Here is a 17,570-nt window from a genome sequence, read left to right on the forward strand (position 1 = left end):
AACTGCACTTTGCCGTCTTTCTTTGGATACCCGTTGAAACGCGAACATCGAGAGATCGATCTTCCTTACAGGGCGATCGGGTTTTCCGTTGGCTTACTACTTCGCGGCCGACCTACACTGCTTTGCCAAGTGGAGGAGCTGGGCGGTCAGGCCAACCACCAGGATAACCGCCAAGCTGCCCTGGGCACCAAGGAGCAGCGGCGACTTCAGGTCAGTCACCAAAGGGTGGCCGTCCGGAAAACGGCGCAGGATTTCGCTGACGGTCGGCACCATCAGGAGAAACGCGCTCGCGCTCAGGCAAACGATCTCGATGTATTCGGCCGAGCGCCCCACCCCAAGAATTCCCTTGACCCCATAGCCCGCGAACAGAAGGAGGATCGTGACGGCGCCGATGACGTAGCTGACCGGCTGATGTGCCACGAGGAAGACCGTCGAAGCGCCGATCAGCATGGAAACGAGATAGACGGCACCCGCCTTTGACCGGGGAACGATCCGGCCATGGCGGGCAAACATATAGAAGGCTACGGGAATCGCCGGCAGGCTGCCGAGCGTATGAGCCCAGCCAAGCGGAGAAATTCCGAACATAAGGGATTTCCTTTCTTATCCAGTGGGGCAGAGCGGCAAAGCAGGCAGCTCGGCAACGCCATCTTAGGCCGCCCTATCTACCTATCAGTCGATAGGTGAAACGGACATGCGTTCATTCTCCCGGCGAAGCGCCGGCTTCAAGCGACGATTCGCTGCAGCAAAGGACGGGCTATCGCTCCGAAGGTCGTGGCGTCGCCATAGGCGCGAGCGGATAGCATCGCGCCATGCACGCCAGCCATGAACAGTTCGGCATCGCTCCTGGCGGTTCCGACCAGCCGAAGACGGCCTTGTGCGGCGCCTCGCTCAAAGACGGAGGTGAGCCAGTCTGCAAGCTTGCGGAAATGCGCCCGCACTTCGAGAGCGACCGCTTCGGGAAGTACCGGACTCTCGCCCGCCAGGAGCGCGCAGACGCAGAACGGGTCGGTCGTGTCGGCGAAGCACCCCTCCCAGTAGCCGAGATAGGCGCGAAGCTGATCGAGCGGATCGGCAACGTTCCGCTCCAGCTCGGCAAGCCCGGCCTCGACCTCCTGCCGGTATTGCGCAACCAGCACGCGGACCAGATCCGCCTTGCCGGGGAAATGGTGGTGGATGCTCGCGGTGCGGATGCCGACGACCTTGGAGATGTCGGCGTAGCTGAAGCTGTTGTAGCCGCCCCTGGCGATCAGGGTGCGCGCACAGCTTAGAATGTCGTCGGCTCTGGTCGATGTGTTCCCCATATCTTTACCTACCAACTAGTAGGGAGCCCGTCAACGCAAATTTGATGTCCGCATATCGACGGGTATCGTCACGTAAACCCGAATCACGGGTTGCTGGCCTTGGGAAGCCCTCTCCGTGAGTCAGCGCCTCCGCTCGCCGGTATTAGTTTATGCGTGATCCCACAAACATCCCCATAAGCTGAAAATCCGGCGGGTGGACCGGAAGGGGCTGAATGGACCCTTTCCCATACCGGAGGCGTATCGGCAGCCGCCGATCGCCAACGCGATCGATGGCTTTACCGTTACCTCCCATGTAATCGCAGGAGGATCGCGGAACGACGATGCTGCTGTGGAGGTCCGGTCGATCCGGACAACCCCACGAAGGAGTTCCGCCATGACGAACGCAGCCCACGTCGCCCAGCGCTACATCGCCGTCTGGAACGAGACCGACCCCGACCGCCGGCTGGCCCTGCTCGTCGAACATTGGAGCGATGATGCGCATTACCTTGACCCGATGGTTCAGGCGAACGGCCACGCCGGCGTTAACGCCCTGATCGACGCCGTGCAGCAGCGGTTCCCGAACTGTCGTTTCATCCTGCAGGGCACGCCCGACGGCCACAACGGCCGCGTGCGCTTCTCCTGGTCCCTCGTTCCGGCGGGGGCAGAGCCCATTGCCGGCGGCACCGACTTCATCCGGTTGGCCGCCGATGGACGCATCCGCTCGGTGAGCGGCTTTCTGGACCGGGTTCCGGAAGGCGCATAGCGCACCGGCCATCCCGTCCCGCAACGTCCCGAACCCAGGAGCACCGGCCATGAGCATGGCTTCGACAATTCCCGCCGCACCGGATCAGCCCGGCTTCATCCGCACCGAAGACGGTGTGGCCCTTTTCTACCGGGATTGGGGACTGGGGAAGCCCGTCGTCTTTCTGTCCAGCTGGTCGCTAAATTCCGATTCCTGGGCCTACCAGATGCTGGCGCTGGCCGAGCGCGGCTACCGCTGCATCGCTTACGATCGCCGTGGCCATGGCCGGTCGAGCGACCCGGGAACCGGCTTCGACTTCGACCGGCTGGCCGACGACCTCGCCACCCTGCTCGACACGCTCGACCTGAACGGCGTCACGTTGGTCGGCCATTCCATGTCCTGCGGGGAAATCGTCCGCTATCTGAGCCGGCACGGCGACCGCCGCGTTTCCCGCACGGTTCTGGTTGGCACGGTGACCCCAACGCTTTCCCGCACCGATGACAACCCCGACGGAATCGATCCCGCCGTCTTCGAAACCTTCCGCTCAAATTGCCTGCTGCAGGACTTTCCGAAATGGCTGGAGGACAACATCCGCCCCTTTATGGCGGCGGACAGTTCACCCGGCATGATGGCCTGGGTGAAATCGATGGCCTTGCAAGCCTCGTTGAAGGCGCTTCTCGACTGCCATCGGGCGACGACGTCCACAGATTTCCGGCGGGAGCTTCAGGACATCACCGTGCCGACCCTGCTGATCCACGGCGACTTGGATGTGTCCAGCCCGCTTGCCATCACCGGGATGACAACCGCCGAACTGATGGCGAACGCGACGCTGACCGTCTACGAGGGGGCGCCGCACGGCCTGTTCCTGACGCATATGGACCGCTTCAACCGCGACCTGCTGACCTTTCTGGATGGATGAGCGGCGGCGCTGGTATCATGGAACGCAGAACACCGAAAACGCCGGACGGGAGGCCGGATCGATGCCGCAAACAGCCGCCCGTCACCAGCCGCCCCCCAGGACCGTGCCGCGCCAGCCGGTCGGGGAATTGCTGCGCATCTGGCGCAAGCGGCGCGGCTTCAGCCAACTGGACCTTGCCTGCGAGGCCGACGTTTCGACCCGCCATGTCAGCTTCCTGGAAACGGGACGCTCGCAGCCCAGCCGGACCATGCTGCTTCATCTGGCGGAACGGATGGACATTCCGCTGCGCGACCGCAACGCGCTGCTCGCCGCGGCGGGCTTCGCACCGGTCTTTTCCGAACACCGGTTGGATGATCCGGAGATGCAGGCCGCCCGTCAGGCCGTCGATCTCGTGCTGACCGGGCACGAGCCTCATCCGGCGCTGGCTGTGGACCGGCATTGGACGCTGGTCGCGGCCAACCGGGCGGTCGCACCGCTGCTCACCGGAGCCGCGCCGGACCTTCTCCAGCCTCCGGTGAACGTGCTGCGCCTCAGCCTCCACCCCTCCGGGCTGGCGCCGCGGATCGAAAACCTCGCTCAGTGGCGGACGCACGTCCTGCACCGGCTGATTCGCCAGATTGACGTCAGCGCCGATCCTGTGCTGGCCGCGCTGTTCGGCGAGTTGAAGGGCTACCCGGTGCCCGACGGGCAGCCTTCGCACAGCCGGAGCGAGCCGTTGTCGTCGCATGATGGCGTGGTGGTTCCTCTGCGGCTCAGGACGGAAAGCGGGACGCTCAGCTTCTTCAGCACCACGACGGTGTTTGGAACGGCGGTGGACGTCACCTTGTCCGAACTGGCCATCGAGGCTTTCTTCCCGGCCGACCTCGCCACAGCGGAGATCATGCGGCAGGCCCTCGCCCGGTTGTGAGAGGCAGCCCCGCCCGACGGAGGCACCGCCTTTGCGCCGGCATGGCGCACGGGACCCGGCCTTATCATGGCGGACCATCCCATGACGGGCGGAGATGCGGCATGGCGCAGACCGACATCGAGTTGCTTCGCAACCTGTACGACCGCTACGCCGTGGGCGATGTGGCGCCGCTGTTCGAGCATCTCGCGCCTGACGTCGAGTGGATATCCTGCGGCCAATCCCCGGCCCTTGCGGCCTTTTCCGGCAACTTCCACGGCCTGGATGGTGTCCAGCGCTATTTCCAGGGGTTGGCTCAGGAATGGACGATCACCAAGCACGAGATGCGGGACATCGCACGGGACGGAGACCACGTCGTCACGCGCAACCTCGTTGAGGCCGTCAGCAAGGTCACCGGGAAACCGGTGGCGGTGACGACCGAACACCGGTGGGTGCTGCAGGACGGCCGAATCCGCCGCTTCGAGGAGCGTTGCGACGATGAAGCGGCCCTGGAGGCGGCTTGCCGCCCGTCCGAGCCTTAACGGCCCGTGTGCCCAACGGAGCGCGGTGATAGGACCAGCGCTCGCCGGATGGATTTTCATTCGCTAACCGGGCGACTTTTGGATCTTGGCTTGACCGCGAGACGCATCCGTGATCATGCCAACGACATCGTCCAGCTGCTCGCAAGGAACCTTGATCTGGAGTTGCACGCCTTGGGGCGTGAAGCCGTTGGTCTCGGCAGAGGCTGCTGGGAAGGCGCCAAGCCCCGACCTGATCCTGGCCTCGTCGGCGAAGGCGCACGTGACGGCCAAGGCTGCAAAGCGGATGATCGGCTGACGTTCAGCGGCATGGAGACACGCCGCTGCGGTGCCGCCGTAAGCACGCACCAGCCCGCCCGCACCGAGAAGAACGCCACCGAACCAGCGGCTGACCACCAGCGCCACCCGATCCAGCTTCTGGCCGTCTATGGCTTGAAGAATCGGGCGTCCCGCCGTTCCCCCCGGTTCGCCGTCATCGCTGGACCGGTAGAGGTCGCCGATCCGGATGGCCCAGCAGTTGTGGCCCGCATCCCGTTGGCTGCACGCAGCGATAAATCCACGTGCCTCCTCTTCGGTCGTGACCGGACCCGCCGAGGCCGAAAAGCGGCTCTTCTTGATCTCCTGCTCGAATTGCTCTTTCCGTTTAAGTGTGAACATTACCTTTCGCCACGATCATTCCTGCATGGGCCGGAGGCCGCCTTGGCCTAGGGTTCATGGAATTTATTCATTCCATGGGGAGATTGCGACGCCAGCGCACTGAGGTGATGTGGTGGACGGCCCTTTTCCCAAATCTTGGTGAAAAGCGTTCAACGTCGAAGACACCCCCTCATAGGAGCCAGCGATGAGCGTGATGACAATCGGTCTGGACTTGGCAAAGAATGTTTTCCAGGTTCTGGCATCGACGGTGACGGCAAGGTATTCATTCCATGGGAAGATTAGCTGCGGGAGAAACGGAAATTCGTGCCCGGCGGGGCAGGGCGGGGCACAGGCGCCGACAATACCATTGCACAAATTGCCTGTGCGACGAGGCGCTTGATATATTGCTCTGATCTGGCTGACCAGATCAGAGCGATTGCGCTCCAGGGAGGATACGCTGATGGAGAACGCCAAAGCGGCGCACATCAACGAATTGGTCCGCGTCTCGGAAGGGACCGCGTCGAAGCGTGATGCCATCATCACCGCATCCTGGCGCCGCTGCGTGGCCGATCACAAGCTGGACCCGACCGTTCGGCGCGAGGCCTACATCCTGCCGCACGAGCGTCTGAGCCTGCATCGCGACGCGATGGACGAGTTCCTGCGCATGGCCCGCTTCGGGTTGGAGGCGCTGTACCGCCAAGTGGCCGGCATGGGCTACGCCCTGCTGCTGACCGACAGCAACGGTATCACCGTCGACTTCATCGGCGACCGGGCGTCGGACGACGACCTGCGCCGGACCGGCCTCTATCTCGGCGCCGACTGGAACGAGGGACGGGCCGGCACCTGCGCGGTCGGCACCTGCATCGCCACGGGCGAGGCGTTGACCGTCCACCAGACGGACCATTTCGACGCGACCCACATTCCCCTCACCTGCACGGCGGCTCCGGTGTTCCACAGCGGCGGCGGGCTTGCGGCGGTGCTGGACATCTCCGCGCTCCGTTCGCCGGAGCCCAAGATCAGCCAGTATCTGGCCCTCCAACTGGTCAAGGCCTACACGCACAAGATCGAAAACGCCAACCTCTACAACAATTTCCGCCGGGAGTGGGTGGTCAAGCTCTCCGCCTCCCAGGAATTCGCGGAGGTCGATCCGGACTTCGTGATCGCGCTGGACGGCGCCGGGCGGATCATCGGCTTCAATCACCGCGCGTGTCGACTGCTGGCCGGCGAGGGGGAGGGCCGGGAGCAACTCATCGGACGATCCTTCTCCGACCTGTTCGACTGCCAAGTGGACGACCTGGTGCGGTTCGTGCGCTCTCTGCCCACCGACCAGCGCACCCTCCGCCTGCGGCGCAGCGGGACACCCCTGTTTGCGCAGGCGATGCCGCCGCCGGCCATCGCCGTCCCGCGCCCACGCAAAGGAGACGAGGGAAGCCTGCCCAATCCGCTCCAGGCGATGTGCGGCGGTGATCCGGCGCTGAAGGCGGTGCTGACGCGCGCGGCGAAGCTGGTGAACACGCGGATGAGCCTGCTGATTCACGGCGAGACCGGCACCGGCAAGGAGCACCTCGCCAAGGCCCTGCACCAGTCGAGCGTGCGCGCGGCCAAGCCCTTCGTCGCCGTGAACTGCGCCGCGCTGCCGGAGGCGCTGATCGAAAGCGAGCTGTTCGGCCATGAGCCCGGCTCCTTCACCGGGGCCGCGTCGCGGGGCAAGAAGGGGCTGATCCTGGAGGCGGACGGCGGCACGCTGTTCCTGGACGAGATCGGCGACATGCCGCTGTCCTCGCAGACACGCCTGTTGCGGGTCCTGGCGGAGCGGGAGGTCACGCCCGTCGGCCGCACCAGGGCGGTGTCGGTGGACGTGCGCGTCATCGCCGCGACCCACCGCGATCTGGTCGAGCTGATCAAGGCCGGAACGTTCCGCGACGACTTGTATTTCCGTCTCAACGGCGCGGTGTTCACCGTGCCGCCGCTGCGCCAGCGCGGCGACCTCGACTGGCTGATCGACCGGCTGCTGGCCGAGCGGACGGAGCGGGACGGCATCGCCTATGCCATCGCCGCCCCGGCGCTGGCGGCCTTGCGCGCCCATGGCTGGCCCGGCAACGTGCGCGAGCTGGTGAACGCGCTCGACTACGCCTGCGCCGTCTGCACCGACGGGCTGATCGAGCTGATGGACATTCCCGACCCCATGCAGCGCAGCGACGTGTTCAAGGCGTGGCCGGCGGGCGCTCCGACAGCCGCCCCTGACAGCGACGACCCCGCCGTCCGCCTGCGCGAGGTGCTGCGCCGCCTGCACTGGAACGTGTCGGCGGCGGCGCGGGACATGGGCGTGGACCGCTCGACCGTCCACCGCCAGATGCGCCGTTTCGGCATCGTCCCGCCGCACCGGCTGGATTGAGGCATGCAACACCTGTTGCAACGCCCCTGCAACAGGTCATGCAACAGGTGAGGTGATCGCAACACCGCCACGCGTCGCGCAAACCGTTGCGGAACCACGATAGTCAGCCACACGGACATTTGGCACGGCTCTTGCCATAGACCCCTTCAAAACAGCGAAGCGAAGGGGAAGGGGCGTGGCACCGGTCGTCGGCATCATTGCCAATCCAGTATCCGCACGCGACATCCGCCGGGTCGTCGCGAACGCGGCGAACCTCCAGATCACCGATCGCGCCAACATCGTCCTGCGGGTGCTGGCCGCGCTGCGCGCCTGCGGGGTCACCGACGTCCTGATGATGCCGGAGCATGGCGGCATCGGGCGTCATGTGGCGCGCGGGCTGTCACGGGCGGCGGCGCACGGCGAGGCGCCCTATCCCGCCATTCACCCACTGCCCATGCCGGTCACCGGCACCGTCGCCGACACCCATCGGGCGGCGGACGCGATGCGCCGGGCGGGAGTCGCCGCCATCGTCGTGCTGGGCGGCGACGGCACGCACCGCGCCGTGGTGGCGCACTGCGGGGCGGTGCCCGTGGCCGGCATCTCCACCGGCACCAACAACGCCTTTCCCGAACACCGCGAGCCGACCATCACCGGACTGGCGACCGGCCTGGCGGTGACCGGGCGAGTGCCCGCGGACATCGCCTTCGCGGCGAACAAGCGCATCGACCTGTCGCTCAACGGCCGGGTGGAGGAGATCGCGCTGGTCGACGTCGCCCTGGTGACCGAGCGCTACGTCGGGGCCCGCGCCCTGTGGAAGCCGGACAGCTTCCGCGAGCTGTTCGTCACCTTCGCCGACCCGGAGGTCATCGGCATGTCGGCCATCGCCGGCCTGCTGGAGCCCGTGACGCGGGAGGAGAGCGGCGGGCTGATGGTGCGTCTCGGCACGGCGGCGTCCGGCGGCGTGACGGTGTTGCGCGCGCCCATCGCGCCGGGGCTGATGGCCTCGGTCGGCGTCGCTGACTGGCGCCGCATGCCGGCCGGCGTGCCCTTCGTGCCGGAGGTGAAGGCCGGCTCCATCGCGCTCGACGGCGAGCGGGAAATCGCCTTCTCGGCGCAAGACCGCGTGTCCCTGACGCTCCGGGACGACGCCTTCCGCACCGTGAACGTGGGCGGCTGCATGCAGCACGCCGCCCAATACAGGCTGCTGACCGGCGCTCCGGCGCCGGTCACGGCCGAGCTTTGAAGAACCTGCCTTTGAAAAGCCTGACAGGGGAGAAACGTCCGTGACCAACAATCCTTATCCACTCGACAAAGCGGACCTGCTGCAAGCCTACCGGACCATGCGGACCATCCGCGAGTTCGAGGAGCGTCTGCACATCGACTTCGCCAAGGGCGACATTCCGGGCTTCGTGCACCTCTACGCCGGTGAGGAGGCCTGCGCCACCGGCATCATGATGCACCTGAACGACAACGACCGCATCGCCTCGACCCATCGCGGCCACGGTCATTGCATCGCCAAGGGCGTCGATGTCCACGAGATGATGGCGGAGATCTACGGCCGTTCCACCGGCGCCTGCCGGGGCAAGGGCGGGTCGATGCACATCGCCGACCTGTCGAAGGGCATGATGGGCGCCAACGGCATCCTGGGCGCCGGCGCGCCGCTGATCTGCGGGGCGGCGCTGGCCGCCAAGTTCCGGGGCGACGGCGGAGTCGGCATCACCTTCGTCGGCGACGGCGCGTCGAACCAGGGCACCTTCCTGGAAAGCATGAACCTCGCGGCGGTGTGGAACCTGCCGGTCGTCTTCGTGGTGGAGAACAACGGCTACGCCGAATCCACCGCCATGGAATGGGCGGTCTCCTGCGACAGCTACATCGACCGCGCCACCGGCTTCGGCCTGCCGGGCGTGACGGTGGACGGCACCGACTTCTTCGCCGTGCACGAGGCGGCCGGCGAAATCATCCGGCGCGCCCGCGAAGGCGGCGGCCCGGCGCTGCTGGAATGCAACATGATCCGCTTCTACGGCCATTTCGAAGGCGACGCCCAGACCTACCGCGCCAAGGGCGAGGTCGAGAACCTGCGCGCCAACCGCGACTGCATCAAGCTGCTCGCCCAGCGCCTGACCGAAACCGGCACCGTCGCCCCCGCCGAGCTTGAAACCATCGACCGCGAGGTGAACGCGCTGATCGAGGACGCCGTGCGCTGCGCCAAGGCGGCCCCGCTGCCCGTCGCCGCCGACCTGCTGAAAGACGTCTACGTCGCCTACTGAGCGGCCCACGCCAAAAAATCGGCTTTCACCGGAGGAAACACCATGTCCCGCAAAATCAGCATGAAGACGGCGATCAACGAGGCGTTGGACCTCGAAATGCGCCGCGACCCGACCGTCATCCTCATGGGCGAGGACATCGTCGGCGGCACCGGCGCGCCCGGCGAGGACGACGCCTGGGGCGGCGTGCTGGGCGTCACCAAGGGCCTGTTCGCCAAGCACGGCGACCGCTTGCTGGACACGCCCCTGTCGGAATCCGCCTACATCGGTGCCGCCATCGGCGCCGCCGCCTGCGGCATGCGCCCGGTCGCGGAGCTGATGTTCATGGACTTCATGGGCGTCTGCTTCGACCAGATCTTCAATCAGGCGGCCAAGTTCCGCTACATGTTCGGGGGCAAGGCGGAGACCCCCGTGGTGATCCGCGGCATGGTCGGCGCGGGCTTCCGCGCGGCGGCCCAGCATTCGCAGATGCTCACGCCTCTGTTCACCCACATTCCGGGGCTGAAGGTCGTCTGCCCGTCGAACGCCTATGACGCCAAAGGCCTGCTGATCCAGTCGATCCGCGACAACGACCCGGTCATCTTCTGCGAGCACAAGAACCTCTACGGTCATGAGACCGAGGTGCCGGCGGAATCCTACGCCATCCCCTTCGGCGAGGCGAACGTGCTCCGCGACGGCGATCACGTCACCATCGTCAGCTACGGCCTGACCGTCCACCGCGCCATGGAGGCCGCGGACGCGCTCGCCAGGGACAAGGTGGAGGCGGAGGTGATCGACCTGCGCACCCTGTCGCCCATCGACTGGGACACCATCATCGACAGCGTGGAGCGCACCGGCCGGCTGGTCGTGGTGGACGAGGCGCACCCGCGCTGCAACCTCGCCACCGATATTTCGGCCTTCGTGGCGCAGAACGCCTTCGGCGCGCTGAAGTCCGGCATCCAGATGGTGACGCCGCCGCACACGCCGGTGCCCTTCTCACCCTCGCTGGAGGACCTCTACATCCCCAGCGCCGAGGCCGTCGCCGCCGCTGTCCGCCGGACGATGGCCCCCTCGCCCCGCAGCACCCTCGCCGCCTGATCCCGGAGCCGCTTTTTCATGACCACATCCAACGAGCGCATCAAGCCCATCGTCATGCCCAAATGGGGCCTGTCCATGTCGGAGGGCAAGGTCACCGGCTGGCTGAAGCAGCCGGGGGCCACCGTCAACCTAGGCGACGACCTGCTGGAGGTCGAGACCGACAAGATCACCAACGTGGTCGAGGCCGGCGAGGCCGGCGTGCTGCGCCGGGTGCTGGGCGAGCCCGGCACCGTCTACCCGGTGAAGGCGCTGATCGCCGTGCTGGCCGAACCCGACGTGCCGGACAGCGACATCGACGCCTTCATCGCCGGCTACGCCGTCCCCGCCGCCGACGGCGGGGAGGACGGGGCCGACGCCGGCCCGCGCTACGAGTTCGCCGAGACGGCGGCAGGCACCATCCGCTACGCCAGGCGCGGCGACGGGGCGGCGACCGTGCTGCTGGTCCATGGCTTCGGCGGCGACCTCGACAACTGGCTGTTCACCATCGACGCACTGGCGGAGGGCGCCACGGTCTACGCGCTGGATCTGCCGGGGCACGGCCAGTCCGCCAAAACGCTGCCCGACCCGACGCTGTCCGGCCTGTCGAAGGCGGTGCGGGACTTCATGGACGCGGTGGGCATCAAGGCCGCGCATCTGGTCGGCCATTCCATGGGCGGTGCGGTGTCCATGCGCACGGCGCTCGACGCGCCGGAGCGGGTGGCGTCGCTGTCGCTGATCTGCTCGGCCGGCCTGGGGCGGGAGATCAACCAGGACTACATCACGGGCTTCATCGGCGCGACGTCGCGCCGCGACCTGAAACCGGTGCTGGAAACCCTGTTCGCCGACGCCGGGCTGGTCAACCGCCAGCTGATCGACGACCTGCTGAAGTACAAGCGGCTGGACGGCGTGGACGGTGCGCTTCGGGCCATTGCGTCCTCGATGTTCGAGAACGGGGAGCAGACGGCCGTTCTCGGTGAGGCGGTCGGGGCCGCGACGGTGCCAACGCTGGTCGTGTGGGGCGCGGAGGACCGCATCATTCCCGCCGCCCACGCCACGGCGCTGGGCTCCGCCGCGCGGGTCGAGGTGGTCCCGAACGCCGGTCACATGGTGCAGATGGAGGCGGCCGGGAAGGTGAACGCCCTCATCAAGGACCACGTCACGAAAAACGCCTGACCTTTCCACCCGTGCGGCCGGCTTGCGGTTCTCCCCCAGGCCGGCCCTTGGAGACGCACCATGCCCACCCTCAAGGACAAGAGCATCATCGTCACCGGCGCTGGCCGCGGGATCGGCGCCACCATGGCCCGCGCGCTCGCGGCCGACGGCGCGCGGCTGGTCATCGCCGATCGCACGGAGGAGGACGCGAGTGCGGTGGCGGAGTCCATTCGCGCGACCGGTGGCGACGCCGTCGCGGTCACGGTGGACGTCCGCGACCGCGCCGCGGTCCGCCGCATGATCGATACGGCCGTCGCCTCCTTCGGACGCCTCGACGTCCTCTTCAACAACGCGGGCGTCGCCCAGACCAAGCCCTTCCTCGACATCACCGAGGAGGACTGGCGTTTCGTCACCGACGTCAACGCGCTGGGAGTGCTGATCGGCATGCAGGAGGCGATCAAGACCTTCCGCGCGCAGGGCGGGGGTGGAAAGATCATCAACACCGCCTCCATCGCCGGCAAGCAGGGGTACGAACCGCTCGCCCACTACTCGGCCAGCAAGTTCGCGGTGGTCGCCCTGACCCAGGCGGCGGCGCGTGCCTTCGGCAAGGAGAAGATCACCGCCAACGCAATCTGCCCCGGCGTCGTCGCGACGGAGATGTGGAAGATCATCGACAAGGGCTTCCGCGACACCGGCCTGACGACGGCCGAGGACGAGGCGTTCAACCAGTTCGCGGCCGGCGCCGTGCTGGGCCGTCCGTCGACGGCGGAGGATCTGGTCGGGGTGGCGCGCTTCCTCGCCTCGTCGGATTCCGACTTCATGACCGGCCAATCCCTGCTGGTCGACGGCGGGATGGTCTTCGCCTGACCGCAACCCGGCGATATCGGGGCGATGCGCACCGTTCAACGGCAGGATTGGCAACGACATAATTGGAGGGATCGAACATGATCGTCTCGCGCGGGTTCGAGGAGCTGGTCCACAACAAGGGCCGGAACGTGAAGATCATCGGGCAGCCGGCGGCCCCGGCCGTCGCGGTGGAATAACGGCCATGCCCGCTTCACCCACTGCGCTTGTTCATCAGGCCGAGAAGCCGGCTTGGCTTCGGGCCCGCGCGCCGTCCACCGGTGCCAACGAGGACACCCGCGCCCTCGTCCGCCGACATGCCCTGCACACGGTCTGCGAGGAGGCCGCCTGTCCCAACATCGGCGAATGCTGGAGCAAGCGGCACGCGACGGTGATGATCCTGGGCAGCGTGTGCACGCGGGCATGCGCCTTCTGCAACGTGGCGACGGGACGGCCCGCCGCGCTCGATCCGCAGGAACCGGACCGCTTGGCCGAGGCGGTTCTGGAGCTTGGCCTTCGCCATGTGGTCATCACCTCGGTGGACCGCGACGACCTGCCGGACGGCGGCGCCCGACAGTTCGCGCGTTGCATCGAACGGGTGCGCGCCGCCTCGCCCGCGACGACGATCGAGATCCTGACCCCCGATTTCCGCAACAAGACGGGAGCCGTGGAGACCGTCGCCGATGCCCGGCCGGACGTCTTCAACCACAATCTGGAGACCGTGCCGCGCCTGTACGCGACGGTGCGGCCGGGCGCGCGCTACTATCACTCGTTGCGCCTTCTCGATCAGGTGAAGAACCGGCGCCCGGAGATCTTCACCAAGTCCGGCATCATGCTGGGCCTTGGCGAAGAGCGCGCCGAGGTGCTTCAGGTCATGGACGACCTGCGGGTGGCGGGCGTCGATTTCCTGACTGTCGGACAGTACCTGCGGCCCACGCCGCACCACCACCCGGTGGCGCGCTACGCCCCGCCGGGGGAATTCGCCGAGTATGAGCGCGTGGCGCGGGCCAAGGGCTTCCGGATGGTTTCGGCAAGCCCGCTGACCCGCTCCTCCTACCATGCCGAACAGGACTTCGCGGCGTTGGTGCGAAGCGCAGGCCGGCCGTTCCCAACAGGGCGGTGATGACCGCGGAAGTGCATCGACCAACCGCAACGTCGACAGCGGTGTCCACTCCACCCGGCCTTATGCCGGCCTTATGGTGGTGAGGCCGCCGGGACCGGAGTGGGAATGCCATAGGCATGGGCGAGTTCGTTGAAGGAGTCGACGGTCGTCTGGTCGATGGGAATGCCAAGCGTCCTGCGGCGCTCCGCCTCGGCCCATTCCCGGTCGCCGGGCGCCATGACCGTTCGGCCCGGCACGGCCTGTGACCCGCGCAGGGCGGCGAGATAGCGCGCCATGTTGTCCTGGAAGCTTTCCTGCGGCAGGAAGGCCTCCGGACGGATCGCCATGACGAAAGCGCCCATGCCGCGCGGCGTGCTCAGGTCCGGCCCCGGCATCGGCAGGATTTCGAAGCTCAGCTTCATGCCGGTCAGGACGGCGCTGAGGATTTCCACGAAGCCCGCCAGCCCGGCCCCCTTGAAGCCGAACTCGCCGCCCAGCGGCGCCAGCATCTCGGCCCGCTCGGGATCGGTGGTGTTGTGCCCCTGGGGGTCCGATGCGGTGGCTTCGGGAAGCGGTATGCCGAGGCTGCGGTAGAGCTGGACGCGGTTGTAGGGGATGGCGCTGGTGGCCATGTCGAACAGCCACGGATCGCCGTCCTTCACCGGAACGGCGATGGCGATCGGGTTGGTGCCGTGGAAGCGTTCGGCGCCGTCGTGCAGCCGCATGAAGCTGTCGGAATTGCAGAAAGCCATGCCGATGCAGCCCGTTTCCGCCGCGGCAAGCGCGAAGGCGCCGGCCGGACCGAAGTGGGAGTTGTTGCGGATGGCGACCGCGCCGATGCCGAACCGGCCGGCCAGCTCGACCGCCTTCTCCTGGGCGCGGTAGGCGCCGAGCGCGCCATGGGCGTTGTCGGCGTCCAGCGTGGCGACGGCGCCGAATTCCGACAGGATGCGCGGGGTAGGGCGCGGGTTCACCCGTCCCTGGGTCATGGTGGCCACATAATGCCCGAGCAGCCGCACGCCGTGGCTGTCCACCCCCAGCCGGGAGCCGTGCATCATCGCGCGGGTGGCCGCGTTCGCCGTCGCCTCGTCCGCTCCCGCGGCCAGGAACACCGCGCGGCAGAAGGAGTCCAGGGCGTCCGCGTCGTAGCGCGCGGTCGGCTGAGCCGGTCGGGTCACAGCGTCTGCCCCCCGTCGGCGACGAGCAGGCTTCCGGTCATGAAACCGGATTCGTCGCTGGCCAGATACACCGCGGCGGCGGCCATCTCCTCGACGGTGCCCAGACGGCCCATCGGCTGGCGCGCGATGAACTGCGCCCGCATCCCCTCCGGGTCGGCGCTCGACTGGATGCGGTCCTCAAGCGACGGCGAGTGGGTGGTGCCGGGGCACAGCGCGTTGCAGCGGACGCCGGCGCCGATGAAGTCGCGGGCCACGGCCTTGGTCAGGCCGATCACCGCCGCCTTGCTGGTCCCGTAGGCGGTGCGGTTGGCGACGCCGGTCAGGCTCGACGCCACCGAGGCGACGTTCACGATGGAGCCCCGGCGCCGCTCGATCATGCCGGGAAGCGCCGCGCGGATGGTGTGGAACATCGAGGTGACGTTCTGGTCCAGGCTGCGCGCCCAATCCTCGTCGCTGCAGTCCAGGATGGTGCCGTTGTGGACCCACCCGGCGTTGTTGACGAGGATGTCGAGCGGCCCGGCCTCGGCGATGACGCGCCGCACCGCCGCCGGGTCGGTCACGTCGAGCGCGACCGGGGTGATTTGGGAATCGATCCGGGGCAGGTCTTCCATCTTGGACAGCGTGCGGCTGGCCGCGAGGACGCTTGCCCCCTCCCTGGCGAAGGCGAGCGCGATGGCCCGTCCCATGCCCTGTCCCGCGCCGGTCACGAGGGCGCGTTTTCCGTCTAGTCTGCCGGTCATCGTGTTTGGAACTCCACCAGTCGGCGCCGCGCGGGGCGCCGGGTTGGATGCAGGGTTTCGGTGTGCCCGCCGCGGTTATCCGAAGAGCAGGTTCGGGATCAGGAGGATGAACTCGGGCACGAAGATCAGAAGCAGGGTCGTCAGCCCGATGGCGACCATCAGGGGCACGGACTCCCGGACATAGGCTCCCACCGACACCTTCAGGATCGAGCACACGGTGAACATCGCCGCTCCGACCGGAGGCGTGAAGTTGCCGATCGTCGCCGCAACGATGAAGACGATGCCGAAGTGCACCGGATCGCCGCCCATCGCCCGCACGGCGGGCAGGAAGATCGGCGTCATCATGATGATGATGACCGTGGCGTCGATGAACAGCCCGGCCGCCAGCACCAGGAGGACGATCAGGACCATCACCAGCTGGACGTTGTCGGTGAGGCTGGTCAGGGACGAGGCGATGACTTCGGGGATGCGCTCGAAGACGATGCCGTAGCTGAAGATCGCCGACAGGCTGATGAGGAACATCGCGGAGCCGACGTCGGCGAGACTGATCTCCAGCGCCTCGACGAAGCTCTTCGTCTTGAGCCGGCGGTAGACCACGAAACCGATGAACAGCGCGTACAGCACCGCGAAGGCGCCGATCTCCGAGGGCGTGAAGATGCCCATGCGCAACCCGACGAGCAGGATGACCGGGAACAGCAGCGCCCAGACGCCGCCCTTCAGGGCGCTGCCGACTTCCGCCAGGGACGCCCGTTTCGCCCGCTCCGGAGGGTATCCGCGCTTGTTGGAGGTGTACCAGACGGCGATGCTCATGGCGATGCCGAGCAGAAGCGCCGGGGCGAAGCCCGCCGCGAACATCCGTCCGATCGACACCTGGCCGATGGTCCCGTAGAGGATCATGCCGATGCCCGGCGGGATCAGCGGGGTGAGAAGCGAGGTGAAGGAGATCACTCCGGCGGTGAAGCCGCGCGACATGCCCCGTTTCGTCATCTCCTCGCCGAGGATGCGCGACTGCATCGCCGCGTCCGCGATGGCCGATCCCGACACGCCGCCCATCAGCGCCGACAGGACGATCGAAATCTGGGCGAGGCCGCCCTTGAAGTGTCCGGTGGCCACCGACGCCAGATTCAGCAGGCTTTCGGTGATGCCGGACCGGTTCATGTAGTTGCCCGCCATGATGAACAGGGGAACGGCGAGCAGGGCGAAATTCTGGGTCTGGGACACCGTCACCTGGAGCGGGATGGTGAAGGGCAGCTCCGGGTGCTGCAGGAAGAACAGAACCCCCGAGATGCCGATCGCGAAGGCGACCGGCATGCCGATGAGAAGGAAGACCGCGAAGGCCAGAACGACGAGCAGCATGGTCAGGCGGTCTCCCCGCTGGCGGCAGCGGCGCACGGAACGCCGTCGGACCGCATCAGGGCCCGTATCTTGAGGATCGTGGTGATGAGCATCAGGGCCGCCCCGACGGCGATGCTGGCGGTGACCCAGGAATAGCTGACTCCGGGAATGCCGTTGAAGGTCCGGGACCGGCTGGTCCAGGCGAGCAGGGTGCCGCCGTAGACGGCGTAGCAGAGGAACAGCGCGATCGCCGCGTAGTTCACGAACAGCAGGGTCCGCTGGTACCGCTCGGACAGCTTCGCGGTCACCAGATCCAGGGACATCAGCATGTCCTTGCGCCAAGCGATGTCAGCGCACAGGAACACCGCCCAGGCGAAGAAGCAGGTCGCCAGATCGATGGTCCAGTTGAGCGGGTGCTGCATCATCCGCGCCACGCCGCCCAGCAGAAGCAACCCCACCATCAGCATCAGGAACAAGCCGGCGAGGATCGCCTCCAGCTTCAGAACATAATCATAGAGAGTTTTCAT

The 17,570-nt window shown here is 67.0% G+C and carries 18 protein-coding genes; 11 read left to right on the plus strand and 7 right to left on the minus strand.

Annotated elements, in window-relative coordinates; translation table 11 throughout:
• Nucleotides 1-96: 96 nt before the first annotated feature.
• Nucleotides 97-585: a hypothetical protein gene (locus AMK58_RS15635; RefSeq protein ID WP_035676842.1), complete on the minus strand. Its 489-nt coding sequence runs from the start codon at nt 583-585 to the stop codon at nt 97-99.
• 137 nt (nt 586-722) lie between these two features.
• Nucleotides 723-1,301 carry a TetR/AcrR family transcriptional regulator gene (locus AMK58_RS15640; RefSeq protein WP_035676839.1) on the minus strand — a complete coding sequence of 193 codons (579 nt, stop codon included), beginning with the start codon at nt 1,299-1,301 and terminating at the stop codon, nt 723-725.
• A gap of 373 nt (nt 1,302-1,674) precedes the next feature.
• On the opposite strand from AMK58_RS15640, the gene AMK58_RS15645 reads away from it, so the two are divergent.
• The 4 genes from AMK58_RS15645 to AMK58_RS15660 all read left to right on the plus strand — a co-directional run bounded on the left by AMK58_RS15645 (nt 1,675) and on the right by AMK58_RS15660 (nt 4,366).
• Nucleotides 1,675-2,043, plus strand: a complete 369-nt coding sequence (locus tag AMK58_RS15645; RefSeq protein ID WP_035676836.1) for a nuclear transport factor 2 family protein — start codon at nt 1,675-1,677, stop codon at nt 2,041-2,043.
• A 49-nt stretch (nt 2,044-2,092) separates the two neighbouring features.
• Nucleotides 2,093-2,941, plus strand: a complete 849-nt coding sequence (locus AMK58_RS15650) for an alpha/beta fold hydrolase (RefSeq protein WP_051140453.1) — start codon at nt 2,093-2,095, stop codon at nt 2,939-2,941.
• Nucleotides 2,942-3,002: 61 nt separating this feature from the next.
• Nucleotides 3,003-3,848, plus strand: a complete 846-nt coding sequence (locus tag AMK58_RS15655) for a helix-turn-helix domain-containing protein (protein WP_051140458.1) — start codon at nt 3,003-3,005, stop codon at nt 3,846-3,848.
• A 101-nt stretch (nt 3,849-3,949) separates the two neighbouring features.
• A complete protein-coding gene (locus AMK58_RS15660) occupies nt 3,950-4,366 on the plus strand; it encodes a nuclear transport factor 2 family protein (RefSeq protein ID WP_035676824.1) in 417 nt (138 codons plus the stop codon).
• Nucleotides 4,367-4,429: 63 nt separating this feature from the next.
• On the opposite strand, the gene AMK58_RS15665 is transcribed toward AMK58_RS15660, so the two are convergent.
• Nucleotides 4,430-5,020: an IMPACT family protein gene (locus AMK58_RS15665; protein WP_035676821.1), complete on the minus strand. Its 591-nt coding sequence runs from the start codon at nt 5,018-5,020 to the stop codon at nt 4,430-4,432.
• A 439-nt stretch (nt 5,021-5,459) separates the two neighbouring features.
• Between AMK58_RS15665 and AMK58_RS15670 the strand changes: the two genes are divergently transcribed.
• The 7 genes from AMK58_RS15670 to lipA all read left to right on the plus strand — a co-directional run bounded on the left by AMK58_RS15670 (nt 5,460) and on the right by lipA (nt 13,811).
• Nucleotides 5,460-7,394, plus strand: a complete 1,935-nt coding sequence (locus tag AMK58_RS15670) for a sigma-54-dependent Fis family transcriptional regulator (RefSeq protein ID WP_059399163.1) — start codon at nt 5,460-5,462, stop codon at nt 7,392-7,394.
• Between the two features lie 175 nt (nt 7,395-7,569).
• Nucleotides 7,570-8,616, plus strand: coding sequence for an ATP-NAD kinase family protein (locus tag AMK58_RS15675; RefSeq protein WP_035676819.1), 1,047 nt, complete (start codon nt 7,570-7,572; stop codon nt 8,614-8,616).
• 40 nt (nt 8,617-8,656) lie between these two features.
• Nucleotides 8,657-9,640: a thiamine pyrophosphate-dependent dehydrogenase E1 component subunit alpha gene (locus AMK58_RS15680; protein WP_035676817.1), complete on the plus strand. Its 984-nt coding sequence runs from the start codon at nt 8,657-8,659 to the stop codon at nt 9,638-9,640.
• Nucleotides 9,641-9,682: 42 nt separating this feature from the next.
• Nucleotides 9,683-10,714 carry an alpha-ketoacid dehydrogenase subunit beta gene (locus AMK58_RS15685; RefSeq protein ID WP_035676810.1) on the plus strand — a complete coding sequence of 344 codons (1,032 nt, stop codon included), beginning with the start codon at nt 9,683-9,685 and terminating at the stop codon, nt 10,712-10,714.
• An 18-nt stretch (nt 10,715-10,732) separates the two neighbouring features.
• A complete protein-coding gene (locus AMK58_RS15690; RefSeq protein ID WP_035676808.1) occupies nt 10,733-11,866 on the plus strand; it encodes an acetoin dehydrogenase dihydrolipoyllysine-residue acetyltransferase subunit in 1,134 nt (377 codons plus the stop codon).
• A gap of 60 nt (nt 11,867-11,926) precedes the next feature.
• Complete coding sequence (locus tag AMK58_RS15695) at nt 11,927-12,712, plus strand: SDR family NAD(P)-dependent oxidoreductase (protein ID WP_035676807.1); 786 nt, start codon at nt 11,927-11,929, stop codon at nt 12,710-12,712.
• A 181-nt stretch (nt 12,713-12,893) separates the two neighbouring features.
• Nucleotides 12,894-13,811, plus strand: a complete 918-nt coding sequence (gene lipA, locus AMK58_RS15700) for a lipoyl synthase (protein ID WP_035676805.1) — start codon at nt 12,894-12,896, stop codon at nt 13,809-13,811.
• Between the two features lie 71 nt (nt 13,812-13,882).
• On the opposite strand, the gene AMK58_RS15705 is transcribed toward lipA, so the two are convergent.
• The 4 genes from AMK58_RS15705 to AMK58_RS15720 form a co-directional block, all read right to left on the minus strand.
• Nucleotides 13,883-14,968 carry an Ldh family oxidoreductase gene (locus AMK58_RS15705; RefSeq protein ID WP_035676803.1) on the minus strand — a complete coding sequence of 362 codons (1,086 nt, stop codon included), beginning with the start codon at nt 14,966-14,968 and terminating at the stop codon, nt 13,883-13,885.
• Entirely contained in the window at nt 14,965-15,708 is a 744-nt protein-coding gene (locus AMK58_RS15710) for an SDR family oxidoreductase (protein WP_035676800.1), read from the minus strand. The genes AMK58_RS15705 and AMK58_RS15710 overlap by 4 nt, the downstream gene beginning before the upstream one ends.
• Before the next feature lie 75 nt (nt 15,709-15,783).
• Complete coding sequence (locus AMK58_RS15715) at nt 15,784-17,064, minus strand: TRAP transporter large permease (RefSeq protein WP_035676943.1); 1,281 nt, start codon at nt 17,062-17,064, stop codon at nt 15,784-15,786.
• 2 nt (nt 17,065-17,066) lie between these two features.
• Nucleotides 17,067-17,570: a TRAP transporter small permease gene (locus AMK58_RS15720; RefSeq protein WP_035676797.1), complete on the minus strand. Its 504-nt coding sequence runs from the start codon at nt 17,568-17,570 to the stop codon at nt 17,067-17,069.

It is taken from the genome of Azospirillum brasilense (assembly GCF_001315015.1).
Classification (GTDB): Bacteria; Pseudomonadota; Alphaproteobacteria; order Azospirillales; family Azospirillaceae; genus Azospirillum; species Azospirillum brasilense.

What these genes read in the sequence shown, in the direction of transcription:
- AMK58_RS15715 (WP_035676943.1), bottom strand. Translation starts at nt 17,064, where the DNA reads ATGCTGCTCGTCGTTCTGGCCTTCGCGGTCTTCCTTCTCATCGGCATG.
- AMK58_RS15690 (WP_035676808.1), top strand. Translation starts at nt 10,733, where the DNA reads ATGACCACATCCAACGAGCGCATCAAGCCCATCGTCATGCCCAAATGG.
- AMK58_RS15665 (WP_035676821.1), bottom strand. Translation starts at nt 5,020, where the DNA reads ATGTTCACACTTAAACGGAAAGAGCAATTCGAGCAGGAGATCAAGAAG.
- AMK58_RS15645 (WP_035676836.1), top strand. Translation starts at nt 1,675, where the DNA reads ATGACGAACGCAGCCCACGTCGCCCAGCGCTACATCGCCGTCTGGAAC.
- AMK58_RS15635 (WP_035676842.1), bottom strand. Translation starts at nt 585, where the DNA reads ATGTTCGGAATTTCTCCGCTTGGCTGGGCTCATACGCTCGGCAGCCTG.
- AMK58_RS15720 (WP_035676797.1), bottom strand. Translation starts at nt 17,570, where the DNA reads ATGAAAACTCTCTATGATTATGTTCTGAAGCTGGAGGCGATCCTCGCC.
- AMK58_RS15695 (WP_035676807.1), top strand. Translation starts at nt 11,927, where the DNA reads ATGCCCACCCTCAAGGACAAGAGCATCATCGTCACCGGCGCTGGCCGC.
- AMK58_RS15710 (WP_035676800.1), bottom strand. Translation starts at nt 15,708, where the DNA reads ATGACCGGCAGACTAGACGGAAAACGCGCCCTCGTGACCGGCGCGGGA.
- AMK58_RS15685 (WP_035676810.1), top strand. Translation starts at nt 9,683, where the DNA reads ATGTCCCGCAAAATCAGCATGAAGACGGCGATCAACGAGGCGTTGGAC.
- lipA (WP_035676805.1), top strand. Translation starts at nt 12,894, where the DNA reads ATGCCCGCTTCACCCACTGCGCTTGTTCATCAGGCCGAGAAGCCGGCT.
- AMK58_RS15640 (WP_035676839.1), bottom strand. Translation starts at nt 1,301, where the DNA reads ATGGGGAACACATCGACCAGAGCCGACGACATTCTAAGCTGTGCGCGC.
- AMK58_RS15655 (WP_051140458.1), top strand. Translation starts at nt 3,003, where the DNA reads ATGCCGCAAACAGCCGCCCGTCACCAGCCGCCCCCCAGGACCGTGCCG.
- AMK58_RS15670 (WP_059399163.1), top strand. Translation starts at nt 5,460, where the DNA reads ATGGAGAACGCCAAAGCGGCGCACATCAACGAATTGGTCCGCGTCTCG.
- AMK58_RS15650 (WP_051140453.1), top strand. Translation starts at nt 2,093, where the DNA reads ATGAGCATGGCTTCGACAATTCCCGCCGCACCGGATCAGCCCGGCTTC.
- AMK58_RS15660 (WP_035676824.1), top strand. Translation starts at nt 3,950, where the DNA reads ATGGCGCAGACCGACATCGAGTTGCTTCGCAACCTGTACGACCGCTAC.